Annotated in this window: 12 protein-coding genes and 1 pseudogene; 4 read left to right on the top strand and 9 right to left on the bottom strand. The window is 69.3% G+C overall.

Annotated features, from left to right (window positions below):
* Positions 1 to 205: 205 nt before the first annotated feature.
* The 4 genes from ACFU5F_RS10290 to ACFU5F_RS10275 all read right to left on the bottom strand — a co-directional run bounded on the left by ACFU5F_RS10290 (position 206) and on the right by ACFU5F_RS10275 (position 5,189).
* Positions 206 to 1,348: a DUF475 domain-containing protein gene (locus ACFU5F_RS10290; RefSeq protein ID WP_383884707.1), complete on the bottom strand. Its 1,143-nt coding sequence runs from the start codon at positions 1,346 to 1,348 to the stop codon at positions 206 to 208.
* Between the two features lie 58 nt (positions 1,349 to 1,406).
* Positions 1,407 to 1,841 carry an ATP-binding protein gene (locus ACFU5F_RS10285; protein WP_383884704.1) on the bottom strand — a complete coding sequence of 145 codons (435 nt, stop codon included), beginning with the start codon at positions 1,839 to 1,841 and terminating at the stop codon, positions 1,407 to 1,409.
* A gap of 235 nt (positions 1,842 to 2,076) precedes the next feature.
* A complete protein-coding gene (locus ACFU5F_RS10280; protein ID WP_383884702.1) occupies positions 2,077 to 3,078 on the bottom strand; it encodes a TAXI family TRAP transporter solute-binding subunit in 1,002 nt (333 codons plus the stop codon).
* Positions 3,075 to 5,189 carry a TRAP transporter permease gene (locus ACFU5F_RS10275; RefSeq protein ID WP_383884699.1) on the bottom strand — a complete coding sequence of 705 codons (2,115 nt, stop codon included), beginning with the start codon at positions 5,187 to 5,189 and terminating at the stop codon, positions 3,075 to 3,077. Before ACFU5F_RS10275 ends, ACFU5F_RS10280 begins: the two co-directional genes overlap by 4 nt.
* A 218-nt stretch (positions 5,190 to 5,407) precedes the next feature.
* On the opposite strand from ACFU5F_RS10275, the gene ACFU5F_RS10270 reads away from it, so the two are divergent.
* Together ACFU5F_RS10270 and ACFU5F_RS10265 are read left to right on the top strand one after the other, a co-directional pair.
* Positions 5,408 to 6,160, top strand: a complete 753-nt coding sequence (locus tag ACFU5F_RS10270) for a response regulator transcription factor (RefSeq protein ID WP_383884698.1) — start codon at positions 5,408 to 5,410, stop codon at positions 6,158 to 6,160.
* 9 nt (positions 6,161 to 6,169) lie between these two features.
* Positions 6,170 to 7,588 carry an ATP-binding protein gene (locus ACFU5F_RS10265; RefSeq protein WP_383884696.1) on the top strand — a complete coding sequence of 473 codons (1,419 nt, stop codon included), beginning with the start codon at positions 6,170 to 6,172 and terminating at the stop codon, positions 7,586 to 7,588.
* Positions 7,589 to 7,617: 29 nt separating this feature from the next.
* Here the strand turns inward: ACFU5F_RS10265 and ACFU5F_RS10260 are convergent, their stop codons facing one another.
* Entirely contained in the window at positions 7,618 to 8,574 is a 957-nt protein-coding gene (locus ACFU5F_RS10260; protein WP_383884694.1) for a TAXI family TRAP transporter solute-binding subunit, read from the bottom strand.
* 419 nt (positions 8,575 to 8,993) lie between these two features.
* Here ACFU5F_RS10260 and ACFU5F_RS10255 point away from each other — a divergent pair.
* Positions 8,994 to 9,113: pseudogene (locus ACFU5F_RS10255) on the top strand (IS630 family transposase); the annotation flags it as partial.
* Between the two features lie 33 nt (positions 9,114 to 9,146).
* On the opposite strand, the gene ACFU5F_RS10250 reads toward ACFU5F_RS10255, so the two are convergent.
* From ACFU5F_RS10250 to ACFU5F_RS10235, 4 genes are all read right to left on the bottom strand, one after another.
* On the bottom strand, positions 9,147 to 9,512 hold the full coding sequence (locus ACFU5F_RS10250; RefSeq protein ID WP_383884749.1) for a cupin domain-containing protein: 366 nt from the start codon (positions 9,510 to 9,512) through the stop codon (positions 9,147 to 9,149).
* Positions 9,513 to 9,999: 487 nt separating this feature from the next.
* Entirely contained in the window at positions 10,000 to 11,529 is a 1,530-nt protein-coding gene (locus ACFU5F_RS10245; protein ID WP_383884691.1) for a helix-turn-helix domain-containing protein, read from the bottom strand.
* A gap of 103 nt (positions 11,530 to 11,632) precedes the next feature.
* Positions 11,633 to 11,830, bottom strand: coding sequence for a DUF4236 domain-containing protein (locus ACFU5F_RS10240; protein ID WP_012999948.1), 198 nt, complete (start codon positions 11,828 to 11,830; stop codon positions 11,633 to 11,635).
* Positions 11,831 to 11,979: 149 nt separating this feature from the next.
* Positions 11,980 to 12,711, bottom strand: a complete 732-nt coding sequence (locus tag ACFU5F_RS10235; RefSeq protein ID WP_383884687.1) for a VOC family protein — start codon at positions 12,709 to 12,711, stop codon at positions 11,980 to 11,982.
* 432 nt (positions 12,712 to 13,143) lie between these two features.
* Here ACFU5F_RS10235 and acnA point away from each other — a divergent pair, with 432 nt between their 5' ends.
* Complete coding sequence (acnA, locus tag ACFU5F_RS10230) at positions 13,144 to 15,861, top strand: aconitate hydratase AcnA (RefSeq protein ID WP_383884684.1); 2,718 nt, start codon at positions 13,144 to 13,146, stop codon at positions 15,859 to 15,861.
* Positions 15,862 to 15,885 lie beyond the last annotated feature (24 nt).

Raw genomic sequence — 15,885 nt, 5'->3', positions numbered from 1 at the left:
GCAAATCCTCCGGCACGTAAGAGGGGGAGGTTCTGGGGTGAACCCCCGCCAACGCGGGTGTGCTGTGCGCCGTTGGTCAATGCGCCCCATCCAGTGGGCGGAGCGTGTGGCGACTGCTTGGTCGAGCGGGCGGAAGGGCAGAGTGGGAGGCCGCTCCCCGGGCGATCCGCTGTGGTGGAACGGCACACGAGGGTTCGTCGGCCGGTCAGGCCCCGGCCGAGACCTGAGTCTTCTCGCCCGAGGCTCCGGCTGTTCCTTCTGCCGCCTGGAGTGTCTTGTTGCGGTGTACGGAGGACAGGAAGGAGGCCGCGATCAGGAACACGCCGACCAGGCCCGTGATGATCTCGCTGATCTCGTGCTGGATCGTCACCAGCAGGATCCCGGCGAGCGCGCCGATCGCGTAGTGGGCGCCGTGCTCCAGGTAGACGTAGTCGTCCAAGGTGCCCTCGCGGACCAGATAGACCGTCAGCGAACGCACGTACATCGCGCCGACGCCCAGGCCGAGCGCCATCCAGAAGATGTGGTTGGTGATGGCGAAGGCGCCTATCACCCCGTCGAACGAGAAGGACGCGTCCAGCACTTCCAGGTACAGGAAGAGGAAGAACGCGGCCTTGCCGGCCAGGGTGACCGCCGAGACCGGTCTGCCCTCGGCCCTGGCCTTTTCCTCCTCCTCGTGTTCGTGCTCCTCCTCTTCGAGTTTGTCCTCGAAGTAGCCGGAGAGACCGCCGACCACGAGATACGTGACCAGGCCGGCGACGCCGGAGAGCAGCACGGTGGCGGACTTGTCGGCGTGGCCCGTGCTGACATGGGCGTTGGCGGCGAAGGTCATCGCGGTGGCCAGCAGCACGATCAGCGCGACGCACACCGAGAGCATGTCGACCTTGCCGAGTCTGGCGAGCGGGCGTTCCAGCCAGGCCAGCCACTTGATGTCCCGGTCCTCGAGGATGAAGTCCAGGAAGATCATCAGCAGGAACATGCCGCCGAAGGCGGCGATCGCCGGGTGGGCGTCGGTGACCAGGTCCTCGTAGCGGGTCGGGTCGTCGAGGGCGAGCTGCACCGCCTCGATGGGGCCGACCTTCGCGCTGATGGCGACGATCACGACCGGGAACACCAGCCGCATGCCGAACACCGCGATCAGAATGCCGAGGGTGAGGAAGACGCGCTGCCAGAAGGCGTTCATCTTCTTCAGGATCCCGGCGTTGACGACCGCGTTGTCGAAGGACAGCGAGATCTCGAGGATCGACAGGATCAGTACGATCCCGAACGCCTCCCAGCCCCACTGCCACGCGGCGAAGGCAAGGCCGGCCGCCGTGACGGCGAACGACCAGCCGAATGTCCTCAAGATCATGTCTTTCCCATGCAGTCGGAGTGAATACGGAGGCTGGGGGTCTCCGGCGCCGCTCGTGTCACGACGCCGGCCGGTCGAGATGGCTTGTGGGCGCGTGGGGTGCTACCTCGAACCAAACGGCCTTTCCCGTGGCCGTGGGCGTACTGCCCCAATCGGCCGCCAGGGCCGCGACCAGCAACAGGCCGCGACCGCTCTCGGCGTACGGCCCGCCACCGTGCGAGGTCCGGAAAGGGCGAGCCGTGTCGGCCACCTCCACCCGCAGCCGGGCCCTCGTCCAGCTCACGACGACGCTGTACGGGCCGGTGGCGTGCTGCAGCGCGTTGGCGATCACCTCGCCGGAGAGCAGCGCCAGGTCATCCAGCGTCTCGTCCGGAAGCGGCAGACCCCAGTCACCGACCGTCGACAGGACGAGCCGACGCGCCGTGGGAACGGTCTCGTCCCCCGTGCTGAGGGTGAAGCCGCGGCACAGGGGTTCTCTGTGAGTGTGCACCATGATCACCCCTTGACGGGTGCGCTGCCGGTGCGGACCGGGCGGCGACACCGCGGACACGAGCGGCGGGCGTGAGGCAGCAGGCATATGAAGGAGGGGCTGGCAGCGGTTCCCGGGATCGGGCGTACGGCTTGTCGTTCGCCCGCGTTGGTACGCCCGCGCCGGGTAGAGGTTGATCTGTCTGCGATGCGTGGCCGGTCCGTTTCGGGACGGACCGGCCACCTGCGCCTTGCCTGGCTCAGGACTTCTGGGCGAGGGCCTTCAGAGCCTTCTCCGCGCCGGGGTTCAGCTGGACGGGGGTGACGATCTCGGCCATGTCGAGATCGATCTCGGCCGCGGCCGCGTTCACCTTCTCCAGTTCGCTCTTCTTCTCGTAGACGAGGTTGACGATCTCGGCGGCGAGATCCGGGTCGAAGCCCTTCTTCACCAGCAGCACGTTCGGTACCACGATCGTGGGCACGTCCTTGGACTGGTTGTATACGGACTTGGGGATGGAGGCCGTCATGTAGACGTCGCCGTACTCCTGGTTCAGAGCGGACAGGTGCGGTGTCACGTCCAGGAAGCGGACCTCTTTCTTGAGGCTGGTGGTGAGGTCCGTGATCCCGCCGCTGGGCAGTCCGCCGGACCAGAACAGCGCGTCGATCGTGCCGTCCTTCATGGCGTCCACGGTTTCCGGGAGGCCGAGACGGTCGGCGGAGATGTCCTTGGCGGGGTCCAGCCCGGCGGCCTTCAGCAGCCGGTTGGCGATCACTTCCGTGCCGGAGCCGGGGGCCCCGGTGGACACTCTCTTGCCCTTCATGTCTGCGATGGAGTCGATCCCCGCGTCGGAGCGGACCAGTACCTGGGTGTAGTTCGGGTACAGCCGGGTCAGTGCCTCGATGTCCTGGGGGGAGGAGAAGGACTCCTTGCCCTCGACGGCGTCGCCGGCGGTGTCCAGCAGGGAGAAGGCGAGATCGTAGGTGCCGGCTCCGAGGCCCTGGATGTTCTGCACGGAGGCGCCGGTGGTGGTGGCGGTGGCCCGGTAGCCGTCGAGGTTGTCGGAGATCAGCTCCGCGAGTCCGCCGCCGACCTGGTAGTAGACGCCGGTGGTGGGGCCGGTCGCGATGGTGAGCCGGCCTCCCTTCCCGCCGCTGTCGGCGGCCGTGTTCTCGGTCTGCTTCCCGCCACCGCAGGCGGTGGCGAGCAGACCTACGGCGAGAGCGGCGGTGGCGAGGCGCAGGGTGCGCATCCGGTGCTTCATGAGGAGAGCTGTCCTTCCGTGATGGTGTCCGCCTCGGGGTTCTCACCGGTGGTGGAACCCGAGAGGGTGGACTGCCGTCGGCGTACGAGATGCACGCCGAGGGCGAGTACGAGGGCCGCGCAACCCGCGGTGATCGCCACGGGTTCGAGGTACAGCAGGCACAGGGCGGCGGCGGCGCACAGCGCACGCTCCACCGGGCCCGCCGGGCCGAGCAGCCGGCCTCCGGTGGCCGCGGCCAGTGAGGCCACGGCGAGGGCGGAGACCGCGGTGGTCCACAGGACGCCCCACAGGCCGCCGGTGCCGAGCAGATGGGCGCCGTTGTCGGTGAGCACGAAGGCGAACGGCACGAGGAACGCGGGCAGCGAGTACTTCCAGGTCGCCACCATCGTGCGCATCGGGTTGCCGCCGGTGATGGCGGCGGAGGCGGCCGCCGCCATGGCCGTCGGCGGGCTCACCTCGGAGAGCACGGCGTAGTAGAAGATGAACATGTACGCCTCGTGGGTGGCGACTCCCAGTTCGAGCAGAGCCGGCGCGATGATCACCGCGGCGATGATGAACGAGGCGGTGACCGGGACCGCGAGTCCGAGGACGGACACCGCCACGGCCGCGAAGAGCACGGTCAGGACCAGCGTCACGGTCGGGTTCTCGCCGAACACCCCGGCCGCGTCGACGATGACCGAGGCCAGGTTCAGGCCGAGACCGGTCTGGGTGACGACGGCGACGATCATGCCCGCCGCGGCGCAGGTCGCGACGACCGGGAGGACCGACTTGCTGCCCTCGGCGAGGGCTTGGTACAGCCGCCGCGGCGTCATCCTGTGCTTGGGGTCGAGGAACGACAGCAGGAACTGCAGGGCCGTCGCGTAGACCACCGCCCTGAAGGGGGGCAGTCCCATCGCCATGAAGCCGACGATCATGAAGAGGGAGAGGAAGTGGTAGCCGAACCGGCCCAGCAGGCGCAGTGCCGAGGTGGGCTCGTCGTCCACGACGGGCTGGGTGTGGTGCTTGCGGGCGTCGATCTCGACGGCGAGGAGGATGCCCAGGTAGTACAGGAGCGTGGGCACCAGCGCGTACAGCAGGACGGTGAGGTAACTCTCCCTCAGGTACTCGGCGATGATGAACGCGGCGGCGCCCAGTGTCGGCGGGGAGAGGATCGCGCCGATCCCGGCGGCCGCGAGCACTCCGCCGCCCTGCTCCTTGCCGTAACCGGCCCGGCGCAGGACGGGCCAGGCGACCGAGCCCAGGCTGACCGCGGTCGCGGTGCCGGAACCGGAGACGGTGCCGAGGAGGAAGCCCGCGGCGGTCACCGTGCGTCCGGGCGCGCTGCGGGAGCCGCGGAAGGCCGCGAACGACAGGTCGATGAAGAACTTGCCCGCGCCGGAGATGTCGAGGACGGCGCCGAAGATGGTGAACAGGATGATGTAGGTGCCGGCGACGTTCAGCGGTACGCCGTAGACCCCGTCGGTGCCCATGAAGAAGTGGGCCGCGATCGCGTCGATGTCGAAGCCGCCGTGCGCCAGTGACCAGTCGTACGGCAGCAGTCCGCCGTAGTACGCGTACACCAGGAAGCTCGCGCAGAAGGCCGGCAGGACCCAGCCGGTGGTGCGTCGGCACGCCTCCAGGACCAGCACGATCATGGCGAGGCCGGCCGCCGTGTCCAGCGAGGTCGGCAGCTGGCGCCGCTCGATGAAGGCGTCGAACTCCAGCAGCGGGTACAGGCACACGGCGAGTGCCGCCGCGGCGAGCAGCCAGTCGAGCCACCCCGGGTCGTCGTGGCGGACGGCCGCCTTGTCCGGCACCCCGTCGGCGGGCGCGGTGCGGTCACCGCGTCGCCAGGGCAGCAGCAGCGCCGGTACCCGCACCGTCCCGCGGTGGGTCAGGAAGATCAGCGGCAGCGTCCCCGCGAGGAAGAGGGTCAGGTAGTACTGGGTGCCCTTGGCAACCGGAAAGAAGATCGCGTACAGCACGAAGACCGACAGCGCGGCGCACACCGCGGACACGGCCGCGGAGACCTGGGGGGAGAGTTTCCGGGCCGGCCGCTCCTGCTCGAACTCGGCCACGAGTTCCTCGGCTGATCGCGGCCTCGACTCGGGCGGCACCGTTGCCATGCTCATCGCGGCTTCTCCTGGGACTAGGCGGTTCGTGGTGTCCCAGACCGTGGCAGCTGTTCACATGCGTGCAACAGAGCACGACCGAGGACTTAACGTAGGTTTAGGGTTCAGTGACGGCGGTCACTTCTACGCTCATCGCACCGGCTGTGACCTGCGCGCTCCCTCGGCACCTGTGCCGCCGGGCCTCAGGGCCCGCCGGATTCCATCCACCGGGAGGCCGTGTGCGGATACTTCTCGTCGAGGACGACAACCGGGTCGCCGACGCCCTCACCGGTGCCCTCCGGCGCCACGGATACGAGGTACGGCGTGCCGCGAACGCCGCCGACGCCCTGGCGGCACCCCCCGCCGATCTCGTGCTGCTCGATCTGGGCCTGCCCGACCGGGACGGCATCGAGGTCTGCCGCGAACTGCGCGCCCGCGGCGGCGTACCGGTGATCGCGGTGACCGCGAGGGGAGACGAGCCCGACCGGGTGCGGGGGCTGCGCAGCGGCGCCGACGACTACGTGGTGAAACCGTTCGGCACCGCGGAGTTGCTGGCCCGTATCGAGGCGGTGCTCCGGCGCAGCGTGAGCCAGCGCGGCCATGAGGACCGGCTCGTCGCCGTCGAGGGACTGGAGGTGGACCTCGGGCGGCGCACGGTCACCGTGGACGGGCGCAGCGTCGCCCTGACCTTCAAGGAATTCGAGGTTCTCGCCCTGCTGGCCCGCGCGGGCGGCGCCGCCGTACCCCGCGACCGGATCGTGGTGGAGGTGTGGCAGACGACGTACGACGGCATGTCACGCACCCTCGACGTCCATGTGGCCACCCTGCGCGGCAAGCTGGGGCGGGCGGGGGGCTTGGTACAGACCGTGCGAGGGTTCGGGTACCGGCTCTCCGCGGGGCCGGGGGCGGCCCGTGGTCCGGGGGACGGCACCGGTCCGGGAGCCGGCGGTGGTGGCGCGGAGGCCGGCGGTCCGGCGGCGGCAGGCGAGTGAGGACGCCGGATGCGCCGCCGACTTCTCTTCATCGCCTTCGTCCTGGTCGCAGGTCTGATCGTCGCGCTCAGCCTGCCCCTGGTGCGGGCCACCGCGGAGCGTACGGTCCAGAGTTCGTTCATCGGAAGGGTCGAGGACGGCGCCTGGTTCGCGGACCTGGCCGCCACCGCCCTGGAGTCGGGGCGGACCGGCCGTCTGGAGGCCGCCGCCGACCGCTACGCGAACCTCTACGACTCACGCGTCGCGGTGGTCGACGCCGACAGCGAGACCGTGATCGCCTCGCGCCCCGTCGACCTGGAGGAGCCGCAGGTGCGGTCGGCGTTGCTGCTCGCCCTCGCCGACCGGCCTCCCGAGCAGCCCGGGGTGTGGTGGCCATGGGACGACCGGCCCTTCGTGCTGGCCGAGCCCGTCCGGCGGGACGGCCGCGTGCTGGGCGCCGTGCTGATCGTCTCACCCACCGAACAGGCCCGTTCCGAGGTGGCCGACCATCTGACGCTGGTGGTGCTGGGCAGCCTCGCGGCACTCGTCCTGGTGGTGATCGCGGTCGCGGCGCCGGTGGTCCGCTGGGTGCTCCGTCCTGTCCACGACCTGGACCGTGCCACCCATGAGGTCGCCCTCGGGAGCCTGAAGACCCGTGTGTCGGAGCGGGTGGGTGCCCCGGAACTGCGCCGCCTCGCCAACCACTTCAACGTGATGGCGGACAGCATGCACGCCTCCCAGGAGCAGCAGCGGGCGTTCGTGGCACAGGCGTCCCACCAACTGCGCAATCCGCTGACCGCGCTCCGGCTGCGGGTGGAGAACCTGGAGGAGTTCGTGAACGACCCGCGCGGTCTGAACGAACTGCACTTCGCCGTGGAGGAGGCCGACCGGTTCGGCGAGATACTCGACGGGCTGCTGCGGCTGGCCAGGGCGGAGGCGTCGGAGGCGGAAAGGGGACCGGTCGACGTCACCGCCGTGGTGACGCACCGGGTCGATGCCTGGCGGGCTGCCTTCTCCGGTGCGGGTGTCCCGCTCACCACGCGGATTCCCGACGGGGTGAGCGCGCTGTCCCTGCCCGACTGTCTCGACCACGCACTCGACACCCTGCTCGACAACGCCCTCAAGTTCGGCGAGGGGGCACCGGTCGATGTCTCCGTGCACCGCGCCCCGGCCGGGGCAGCGATGGAGACGGTCGAGGTGACGGTACGGGATGCCGGCCCCGGCCTGACCGCGGAGGAACTGTCCCAGGCGGGCGGGAGGTTCTGGCGCAGCACACGTCATCAGAACGTCCGCGGCACCGGGCTCGGCCTCGCACTCACCCGCATGGTGGTGGAGGCGGGCGGCGGTGAACTGCTCCTGGCAGCCGCGCGGCCACACGGACTCTCCGCCACCGTACGGCTGCCCGCCGCGCCGGCACTGCCCGGCGATCCCCTGTCCGATCCGCTGTGAGGGGAGCCGGTGACGGTACTTGCGAGCGGTCAGGGATGTGACTCGCGGTACCACCGAGCGGCGCCGGGGTGCAGCTCCAGCGGGTGGGTGGCGATAGCCGTACGCCGGTCGAGGCGGCGGGCCTCAGGGTGCGCCCGGATCAGCCGGGACTGCCCCTCGAACAGCAGCCGGGTCAGCCAGTACGCCTCCGCGTCCGGCATGTCCCGCCGTACCACCAGGAAGTTCGGCACGCTCACCGTGGTCACCGCGCTCTGCGCGCCGTACACGACGGCCGGCACGGTGGTCTCGGTGTACAGCTCGCCGTAGGACCCGGTGAGCTCGTCGACCACGTCGCCGAGGTCGACGAGGCGGATCATGGTGCTGCGGCGCAGTTCGGTGATGGCTCCGGTCGGCAGACCGCCGCTCCAGAAGAAGGCGTCGATACGCCCCTCGGCCAAGGCGGTCGCCGACTCGCGCACATCCAGCCGCAGCGAGGTCAGGTCACCGTCGGGGGAGAGCCCGGAGACCTTCAGGATGCGCTCGGCGATCAGCGCCGTGCCTGAGCCCTCGGACCCCACGGAGACCCGCAGCCCGCGCAGCGCCTTCGCGCTGCGGACCGGGCTGTCCGCGCGGACCACCAACTGCACATAGTTGTCGTAGAGCGAGGCCAGCGCCACCAGGGGCAGCTTGCGGGAGAAGGGCGCGCTGCCGGCGACCGCGTCGGCGGCGGAATCGGCGAGGGTGAAGCCCGCCTGTGCCTGGTCGGCGGCCACCCGGCGCAGATTGTCCACACTGCCTCCGGTGTGCAGAACCCGCGCCGAGACGTCCGGCAGCCTTCTCTCGATGAGGTCGGCGTAACCGGCCCCGTAGTCCGCGTAGACACCGCCCGGGTTGCCGGTGGCCACCCTGATCTCCCCGGACGGGCGGGGCGGCGCGTCGTCTCCGCCGCACCCTGCGAGCAGCAGTGCCGCGGTGAGGGCGGCGGCGAGTACGCGTGCCAGCCGCATGGGCACCTCCCTCGACGTTCCGAGCCGCGCACAGGGCGTGCGGCCCATGCGGTGCGGGGTCCGATGGGCCGACTCGGTCAGCCTATCCGTCTGCGAAGACGGCGGTCAGTGACCGGGCGGTGGGCGGTCGGCGGCGTCCCCGACGGTGCTGCCGTACGGTGAACAGCCCGGCGGCCGCAAGCCCAAACCCGGCAGCACCGACTCCTACCGCGCCGCGGCTGAACCCCGTCCATCCCCTCGGCCCGTCTCCGTGACAGACGGTGGGCCGTCCCCGGTCTCTGCGTTCCTCAGGATGTCGATCGATCCGGCTCAGAAGACCTACCGCCACGGGCACGCCGCACGAGATGCCTCGCCAACAACACCACCCAGGCCACCATCGTCGACGTCGCAGCAATCCTCACCCAGGGCGCGCTGCCACGTGGCGCAACGCCAACGCCCGTCACCGCGACGTCCTGGCCGCCGAACGTAAGGAACGCGCCCGCATCCGAAGCGAGAAGAGCATCCGCTGGGGCGGACGCCCCCTCGCCACCGCAGCCTGAAGAGCCCGGCGCACCTACGCGGTTACCAGCACACTAGTGAGCCCAGGGCGGTGTGATGGTGTTGCCGTCAGCCAGTTTGGCGATGAGCCCGACACGTGTGGTGACCCACATGTGGGCGGGCTGGTCGGTGGTGTTGGCGACCGTCAGTTCGGAGCCAGCAGGTGCCACTGCCGCGTCACCTGCGCGGAGTCCGGCGCTCTCACCGTCGATGGTGAGTCGGAGGCGACCGGAGAGAACGTAGAAGGTCTCCTCGTCGCTGATCGTGTGGGTCGGCCCCACCATTGCAGCCGGGATCTCGACGCGCCAGGCGGCGAGGTCCCGGCTGCCGGTGTCCGGACGGACGTAGGAAACGAAACGGCCACCGTGAATCTCGTGTACGACGGCCTCGTCACTGCGGATGAATTTCCCGGCAGATGTACCTACACCGCCACCAGCAGCACCTGTTCAACGAGCGGCAGACACCACGGACACACCACCTATCACCACCCACGTTCACGGACTTCCCGCAGAGGGCATTTGATCTAGGCGTATTACCCTGTATGCCCTAATCGGCAAGGGGCGCCGCCTCGGCAGGGTAATGGCTACCGGGGTGGCTTGAGGAGGGCTTCGACGTGGGTGTCGAGGGTCGATCAGGCGCGGTCGGCACGACACGACCGACATCGCACGCTGCGAGGCCACTTCGGTGACAACCCTCCGTGCAGGCTGACGGATGCTCAGGTATCTCTGACGTATCGTCAGCCATTCAAGATCATATTGCACGTGCGTTGCACAAGATGCTGAAAAACAACAGTGATCAGTGAAGGGTCGTGAAGGTGAGTATTAGCAGGTCAGCTGGCATGTTGAGGTGTCGTGCCCCATGCCTCCAAGGGGCACGACACCGCGCCGCTCAGATGTCCCGGAAGATCTCGATCTGCGCCCCCACCGTGTTCAGGCGTTCCGCGAGGTCCTCGTAACCCCGGTTGATGACGTAGACGTTGCGGAGCACGGACGTGCCCTCGGCGGCCATCATCGCCAGGAGGACGACCACGGCCGGACGCAGGGCGGGCGGGCACATCATCTCGGCGGCGCGCCAGCGCGTGGGGCCCTCGACCAACACCCGGTGCGGGTCGAGGAGTTGGAGGCGGCCGCCGAGGCGGTTGAGGTCGGTCAGATAGATCGCGCGGTTGTCGTAGACCCAGTCGTGGATGAGGGTCTGGCCCTGTGCGGCGGCGGCGATGGCCGCGAAGAAGGGGACGTTGTCGATGTTCAGGCCGGGGAACGGCATGGGGTGGATCTTGTCGATCGGCGCCTGGAGTTTCGAGGGGCGGACGGTGAGGTCCACCAGGCGGGTACGGCCGTTGTCGGCGAAGTACTCCGGTGAGCGGTCGTGGTCGAGACCCATCTCCTCCAGGACCGCCAGTTCGATCTCCAGGAACTCGATCGGCACCCGGCGCACGGTCAGTTCGGACTCCGTGACGACGGCGGCGGCCAGCAGGCTCATCGCCTCCACCGGGTCCTCGGAGGGCGAGTAGTCGACGTCGACGTCGAGGTGCGGCACCCCGTGCACGGTGAGGGTGGTGGTGCCGATGCCCTCCACCCGTACGCCGAGCGCCTCCAGGAAGAAGCAGAGGTCCTGGACCATGTAGTTGGAGGAGGCGTTGCGGATGACCGTCACTCCGTGGTGGCGGGCGGCGGCCAGCAGCGCGTTCTCCGTCACCGTGTCACCGCGCTCGGTCAGCACGATCGGGCGGCCGGGGGTGACGGACCGGTCCACCTCGGCGTGGTACAGCCCCTCGGTGGCCGTGATGTCGAGGCCGAACCGGCGCAGCGCGATCATGTGCGGCTCGATCGTCCGCGTCCCCAGGTCGCAGCCGCCCGCGTAGGGCAGCGTGAAGTGGTCCATGCGGTGCAGCAGGGGACCGAGGAACATGATGATCGAGCGGGTGCGGCGGGCGGCGTCCGCGTCGATCGCGGCGAGGTCCAGCGCGGCCGGCGGCACGATCTCCAGGTCGACACCGCCGTTGATCCACCGGGTGCGTACGCCGATGGAACCGAGCACCTCCAGAAGGCGGTACACCTCCTCGATGCGGGCCACCCTGCGCAGCACGGTGCGCCCCTTGTTCAGCAGGGAGGCGCACAGCAGCGCGACGCACGCGTTCTTGCTGGTCTTCACGTCGATCGAACCCGACAGCCGACGCCCGCCGACGACCCGCAGATGCATCGGACCCGCGTATCCCAGCGAGACGATCTCACTGTCCAGGGCTTCACCGATTCGGGCGATCATCTCAAGGCTGATGTTTTGATTACCGCGCTCGATACGATTCACCGCGCTCTGACTCGTACCGAGCGCCTCCGCCAACTGTGACTGTGTCCAGCCGCGGTGCTGCCTTGCGTCACGGATGAGCTTGCCGATGCGTTCGAGGTAGTCGTCTGCCATGAGGCGAGGTTATCTCAGATATGAGATTGCACCTCTTGGGGGGCCTGTTGGAGGTGTGGCCGACGACCATTCAGGTGACGGGACGTCAGTCGTGCGGTGCGGGTCAGTGGCGCCTGGCGTTGCGCGTGCGGCGCCAGCCGAAGGGGCCGGGCAGGTCCATCGAGGTCGTACGGCGTCCCGTGCTGCTGTGGGTGTGGCGCGGGCCGTTGCGGCCCCCGGTGGTGATGGACCAGGAACGCTTGTTGATGTTCAGTCGCACACCCGGCAGGATGCGGAAGCTCTTGCGGAACGTGAGCGGCATGTGTGCCTCCCTCCCGACAACTTGACGCAGGCCGGGTACCCCGCCAGACGGTGTGCATCCCTGCCGTGCGACGACAACTATGCGTTCCGTGAGGGGGGTTGGCTCCGCATGGCGGCGGTGGACCGCCGCGTTCCGCCCGGCCGCGCGTGTCAGCGGGGCGGCAGGGGCGGCAGTACGCAGAACTCGTGACCGTCGGGGTCGGCCAGCACCACCCAGTCGACGTCGCCCTGGCCGATGTCGATCCGGGTCGCGCCGAGGGAGACGAGGCGGTCGACCTCCGCCCGCTGGTCGCCGCCGACGGGCGGGGCGAGATCGAAGTGGAGGCGGTACTTGCCGGTCTTCGGGGCCAGCGGCGGACCGCCCCAGGTGATCTTCGTGCCGCCGTGCGGCGCCTGGATCGCGGTCTCCTCGTCCTGGTCCCAGACCAGGGGCCAGTCGAGGGCCCGGCTCCAGAAGTACCCGACCTCCTGCGAGCCGTCGCTCGCCAGGGCGCCGATGAACCCGCAGCCGGCGAGGAAGTTGTTGCCCGGCGGGATGACACAGAACTCGTTGCCCTCGGGGTCGGCGAGGACCACGTGCTTCTCCTCCGGCAGCTGGCCGATGTCGATGTGCCGGCCGCCGAGGTCGAGCGCCCTCGCCACGACCTGTCGCTGGTCGTCCGGGGACTGGCTGGTGAGGTCGAAGTGCATCTGGTTCGGGACGGTCTTCTTCTCCTGGCTCGGCAGGAAACGGAGCCGGAACCCGTTCTCGTCGTCCGGGGCGAGCGCGACGGCGCCGTAGGGATCGTCGGCGGCCTCCCAGCCCAGCACGCCGGCCCAGAACCGCGCCAGACCGGCGGGGTCGTGCGCGTCGAAGCAGAGTGCGTGCAGGTGGGAGGTCATCCCGGGATTCTCCGATCGCTGGCTCACGGCCCCGCCCCGGACTGGTCCGGCACCGGACGGGACTCGTCCCCGCACCCATGAGGCCCACCATGCTAGGAACCCGGGAAACCGCCGTGCAACGCAAATAGCGGCGCCCCCGGCCTCGCCCCAGGGCGCCCGGTGGCCGCCCGTTCGCGGCTTCGGGGCGCCCGGTGGACGATCGAGGGGCGCCCGGAGATTGGCGCACGCCACATCCGGCCGGGCATGACCAGCCCGCGCCCATGTACTACTGTTATCTCGACATCGAGATATCTGCCGAGGCGCACCTCGGCCGCACGTCGAGGTCGGTCCGAAGGTAAGGGCTACCTAACTTAGCCTTACCTTAGCGGATCGGCCAAGGGGGCGTGGCGGCAGGATGCGGTGGTACGCGCACATGGAATGAAGGAGACTGTCGTGTCGGCGAACAGCTTCGACGCCCGCAGCACGCTGCAGGTGGGCGACGAGTCGTACGAGATCTTCCGGCTGGACAAGGTGGAGGGCTCGGCTCGCCTGCCCTACAGCCTCAAGGTCCTGCTGGAGAACCTGCTCCGCACGGAGGACGGCGCGAACATCACCGCCGACCACATCCGTGCCCTCGGCGGCTGGGACTCGCAGGCCCAGCCCAGCCAGGAGATCCAGTTCACCCCGGCCCGCGTGATCATGCAGGACTTCACGGGTGTGCCCTGTGTCGTGGACCTCGCCACCATGCGTGAGGCCGTCAAGGAGCTCGGCGGCGACCCGGCGAAGGTCAACCCGCTCTCCCCGGCCGAGCTGGTCATCGACCACTCCGTCATCGCCGACAAGTTCGGCACCAACGAGGCCTTCGCGCAGAACGTCGAGCTGGAGTACGGCCGCAACAAGGAGCGCTACCAGTTCCTGCGCTGGGGCCAGACCGCCTTCGACGACTTCAAGGTCGTACCCCCCGGCACCGGCATCGTCCACCAGGTGAACATCGAGCACCTGGCGCGCACGGTCATGGTCCGTAACGGCCAGGCGTACCCCGACACCCTCGTCGGCACCGACTCGCACACCACCATGGTCAACGGCCTCGGCGTCCTCGGCTGGGGCGTCGGCGGCATCGAGGCCGAGGCCGCGATGCTCGGCCAGCCGGTCTCCATGCTCATCCCGCGGGTTGTCGGCTTCAAGCTCACCGGTGAGCTGACCCCCGGCACCACCGCCACCGACCTCGTGCTCACGATCACCGAGATGCTGCGCAAGCACGGTGTCGTCGGCAAGTTCGTCGAGTTCTACGGCGAGGGCGTGGCCGCCACCTCCCTCGCCAACCGCGCCACCATCGGCAACATGTCGCCGGAGTTCGGCTCCACCGCCGCGGTCTTCCCGATCGACGGCGAGACCATCAAGTACCTCAAGCTCACCGGTCGCTCCGAGCAGCAGCTCGCGCTCGTCGAGACGTACGCCAAGGAGCAGGGCCTCTGGCTGGACCCGGCCGCCGAGCCCGACTTCTCCGAGAAGCTGGAGCTGGACCTCTCCACGGTCGTCCCCTCCATCGCCGGCCCGAAGCGCCCGCAGGACCGTATCGTCCTCGCGAACGCCGCCGAGCAGTTCAAGCAGGACGTCCTCAACTACGTCGACTCCGTGGACGAGTCCGGCAAGGAGTCCTTCCCGGCCTCCGACTCCCCGGCCGTCGCCCCGAACGGAGCCCCGTCCAACCCGGTCACCGTGACCGCCCCCGACGGCTCGACGTACGAGATCGACCACGGCGCGGTGACGGTCGCGGCCATCACCTCCTGCACCAACACCTCCAACCCGTACGTCATGGTCGCCGCCGCGCTGGTGGCCAAGAAGGCGGTCGAGAAGGGCCTGACCCGCAAGCCGTGGGTCAAGACCACCCTCGCCCCGGGCTCGAAGGTCGTCACCGACTACTTCGACAAGGCGGGCCTGACCCCCTACCTCGACAAGGTCGGCTTCAACCTCGTCGGCTACGGCTGCACCACCTGCATCGGCAACTCCGGCCCGCTGCCGGAGGAGGTCTCCAAGGCCGTCAACGACCACGACCTCGCGGTCACCTCGGTCCTCTCCGGCAACCGGAACTTCGAGGGCCGGATCAACCCCGACGTCAAGATGAACTACCTGGCCTCCCCGCCGCTGGTCGTCGCGTACGCCCTCGCGGGCTCCATGAAGGTGGACATCACCCGCGACGCCCTCGGCACGGACCAGGAGGGCAAGCCGGTCTACCTGTCCGACATCTGGCCCTCCGAGGCCGAGGTCAACGACGTCGTCGCCAACGCCATCGGCGAGGACATGTTCAACAAGTCCTACAAGGACGTCTTCGCCGGCGACGCCCAGTGGCAGGCCCTGCCGATCCCCGAGGGCAACACCTTCGAGTGGGACGCGGAGTCGACGTACGTCCGCAAGCCCCCCTACTTCGAGGGCATGACGATGGAGACCACCCCGGTCTCCGACATCGCCGGCGCCCGCGTCCTCGCCAAGCTGGGCGACTCGGTCACCACCGACCACATCTCCCCGGCCGGTGCGATCAAGGCCGACACCCCCGGAGGCAAGTACCTCACGGAGCACGGTGTCGAGCGTCGTGACTTCAACAGCTACGGCTCCCGCCGAGGCAACCACGAGGTCATGATCCGCGGCACGTTCGCCAACATCCGCCTGCGCAACCAGATCGCGCCGGGCACCGAGGGCGGCTACACCCGCGACTTCACGCAGGACGGCGGGCCGGTCTCCTTCATCTACGACGCCTCGCGCAACTACATCGAGCAGGGCATCCCGCTGGTCATCCTGGCCGGCAAGGAGTACGGCTCCGGTTCGTCCCGTGACTGGGCGGCCAAGGGCACGGCCCTCCTCGGCGTCAAGGCCGTCATCGCCGAGTCCTACGAGCGCATCCACCGCTCGAACCTCATCGGCATGGGCGTGCTCCCGCTGCAGTTCCCGGAGGGTGCCTCGGCCGCCTCCCTCGGCCTCACCGGCGAGGAGACCTTCTCCTTCACCGGCGTCGAGGAGCTGAACAACGGCACCACCCCGCGCACGGTGAAGGTCACCACCGACAGCGGTGTCGAGTTCGACGCGGTCGTCCGCATCGACACCCCCGGTGAGGCCGACTACTACCGCAACGGCGGCATCATGCAGTACGTGCTGCGCAGCCTGATCCGCAAGTAAGCGGTCCGGTACGGCGGTTGAGGG

The organism is Streptomyces sp. NPDC057438 (genome assembly GCF_042802995.1).
Classification (GTDB): domain Bacteria; phylum Actinomycetota; class Actinomycetes; order Streptomycetales; family Streptomycetaceae; genus Streptomyces.
Note: the sequence above shows the minus strand (reverse complement) of the source record. Positions and strands in the feature narration are given on the sequence as shown.

What these genes read in the sequence shown, in the direction of transcription:
- ACFU5F_RS10290 (WP_383884707.1), bottom strand. Translation starts at nt 1,348, where the DNA reads ATGATCTTGAGGACATTCGGCTGGTCGTTCGCCGTCACGGCGGCCGGC.
- ACFU5F_RS10285 (WP_383884704.1), bottom strand. Translation starts at nt 1,841, where the DNA reads ATGGTGCACACTCACAGAGAACCCCTGTGCCGCGGCTTCACCCTCAGC.
- ACFU5F_RS10280 (WP_383884702.1), bottom strand. Translation starts at nt 3,078, where the DNA reads ATGAAGCACCGGATGCGCACCCTGCGCCTCGCCACCGCCGCTCTCGCC.
- ACFU5F_RS10275 (WP_383884699.1), bottom strand. Translation starts at nt 5,189, where the DNA reads ATGAGCATGGCAACGGTGCCGCCCGAGTCGAGGCCGCGATCAGCCGAG.
- ACFU5F_RS10265 (WP_383884696.1), top strand. Translation starts at nt 6,170, where the DNA reads ATGCGCCGCCGACTTCTCTTCATCGCCTTCGTCCTGGTCGCAGGTCTG.
- ACFU5F_RS10260 (WP_383884694.1), bottom strand. Translation starts at nt 8,574, where the DNA reads ATGCGGCTGGCACGCGTACTCGCCGCCGCCCTCACCGCGGCACTGCTG.
- ACFU5F_RS10245 (WP_383884691.1), bottom strand. Translation starts at nt 11,529, where the DNA reads ATGGCAGACGACTACCTCGAACGCATCGGCAAGCTCATCCGTGACGCA.
- ACFU5F_RS10240 (WP_012999948.1), bottom strand. Translation starts at nt 11,830, where the DNA reads ATGCCGCTCACGTTCCGCAAGAGCTTCCGCATCCTGCCGGGTGTGCGA.
- ACFU5F_RS10235 (WP_383884687.1), bottom strand. Translation starts at nt 12,711, where the DNA reads ATGACCTCCCACCTGCACGCACTCTGCTTCGACGCGCACGACCCCGCC.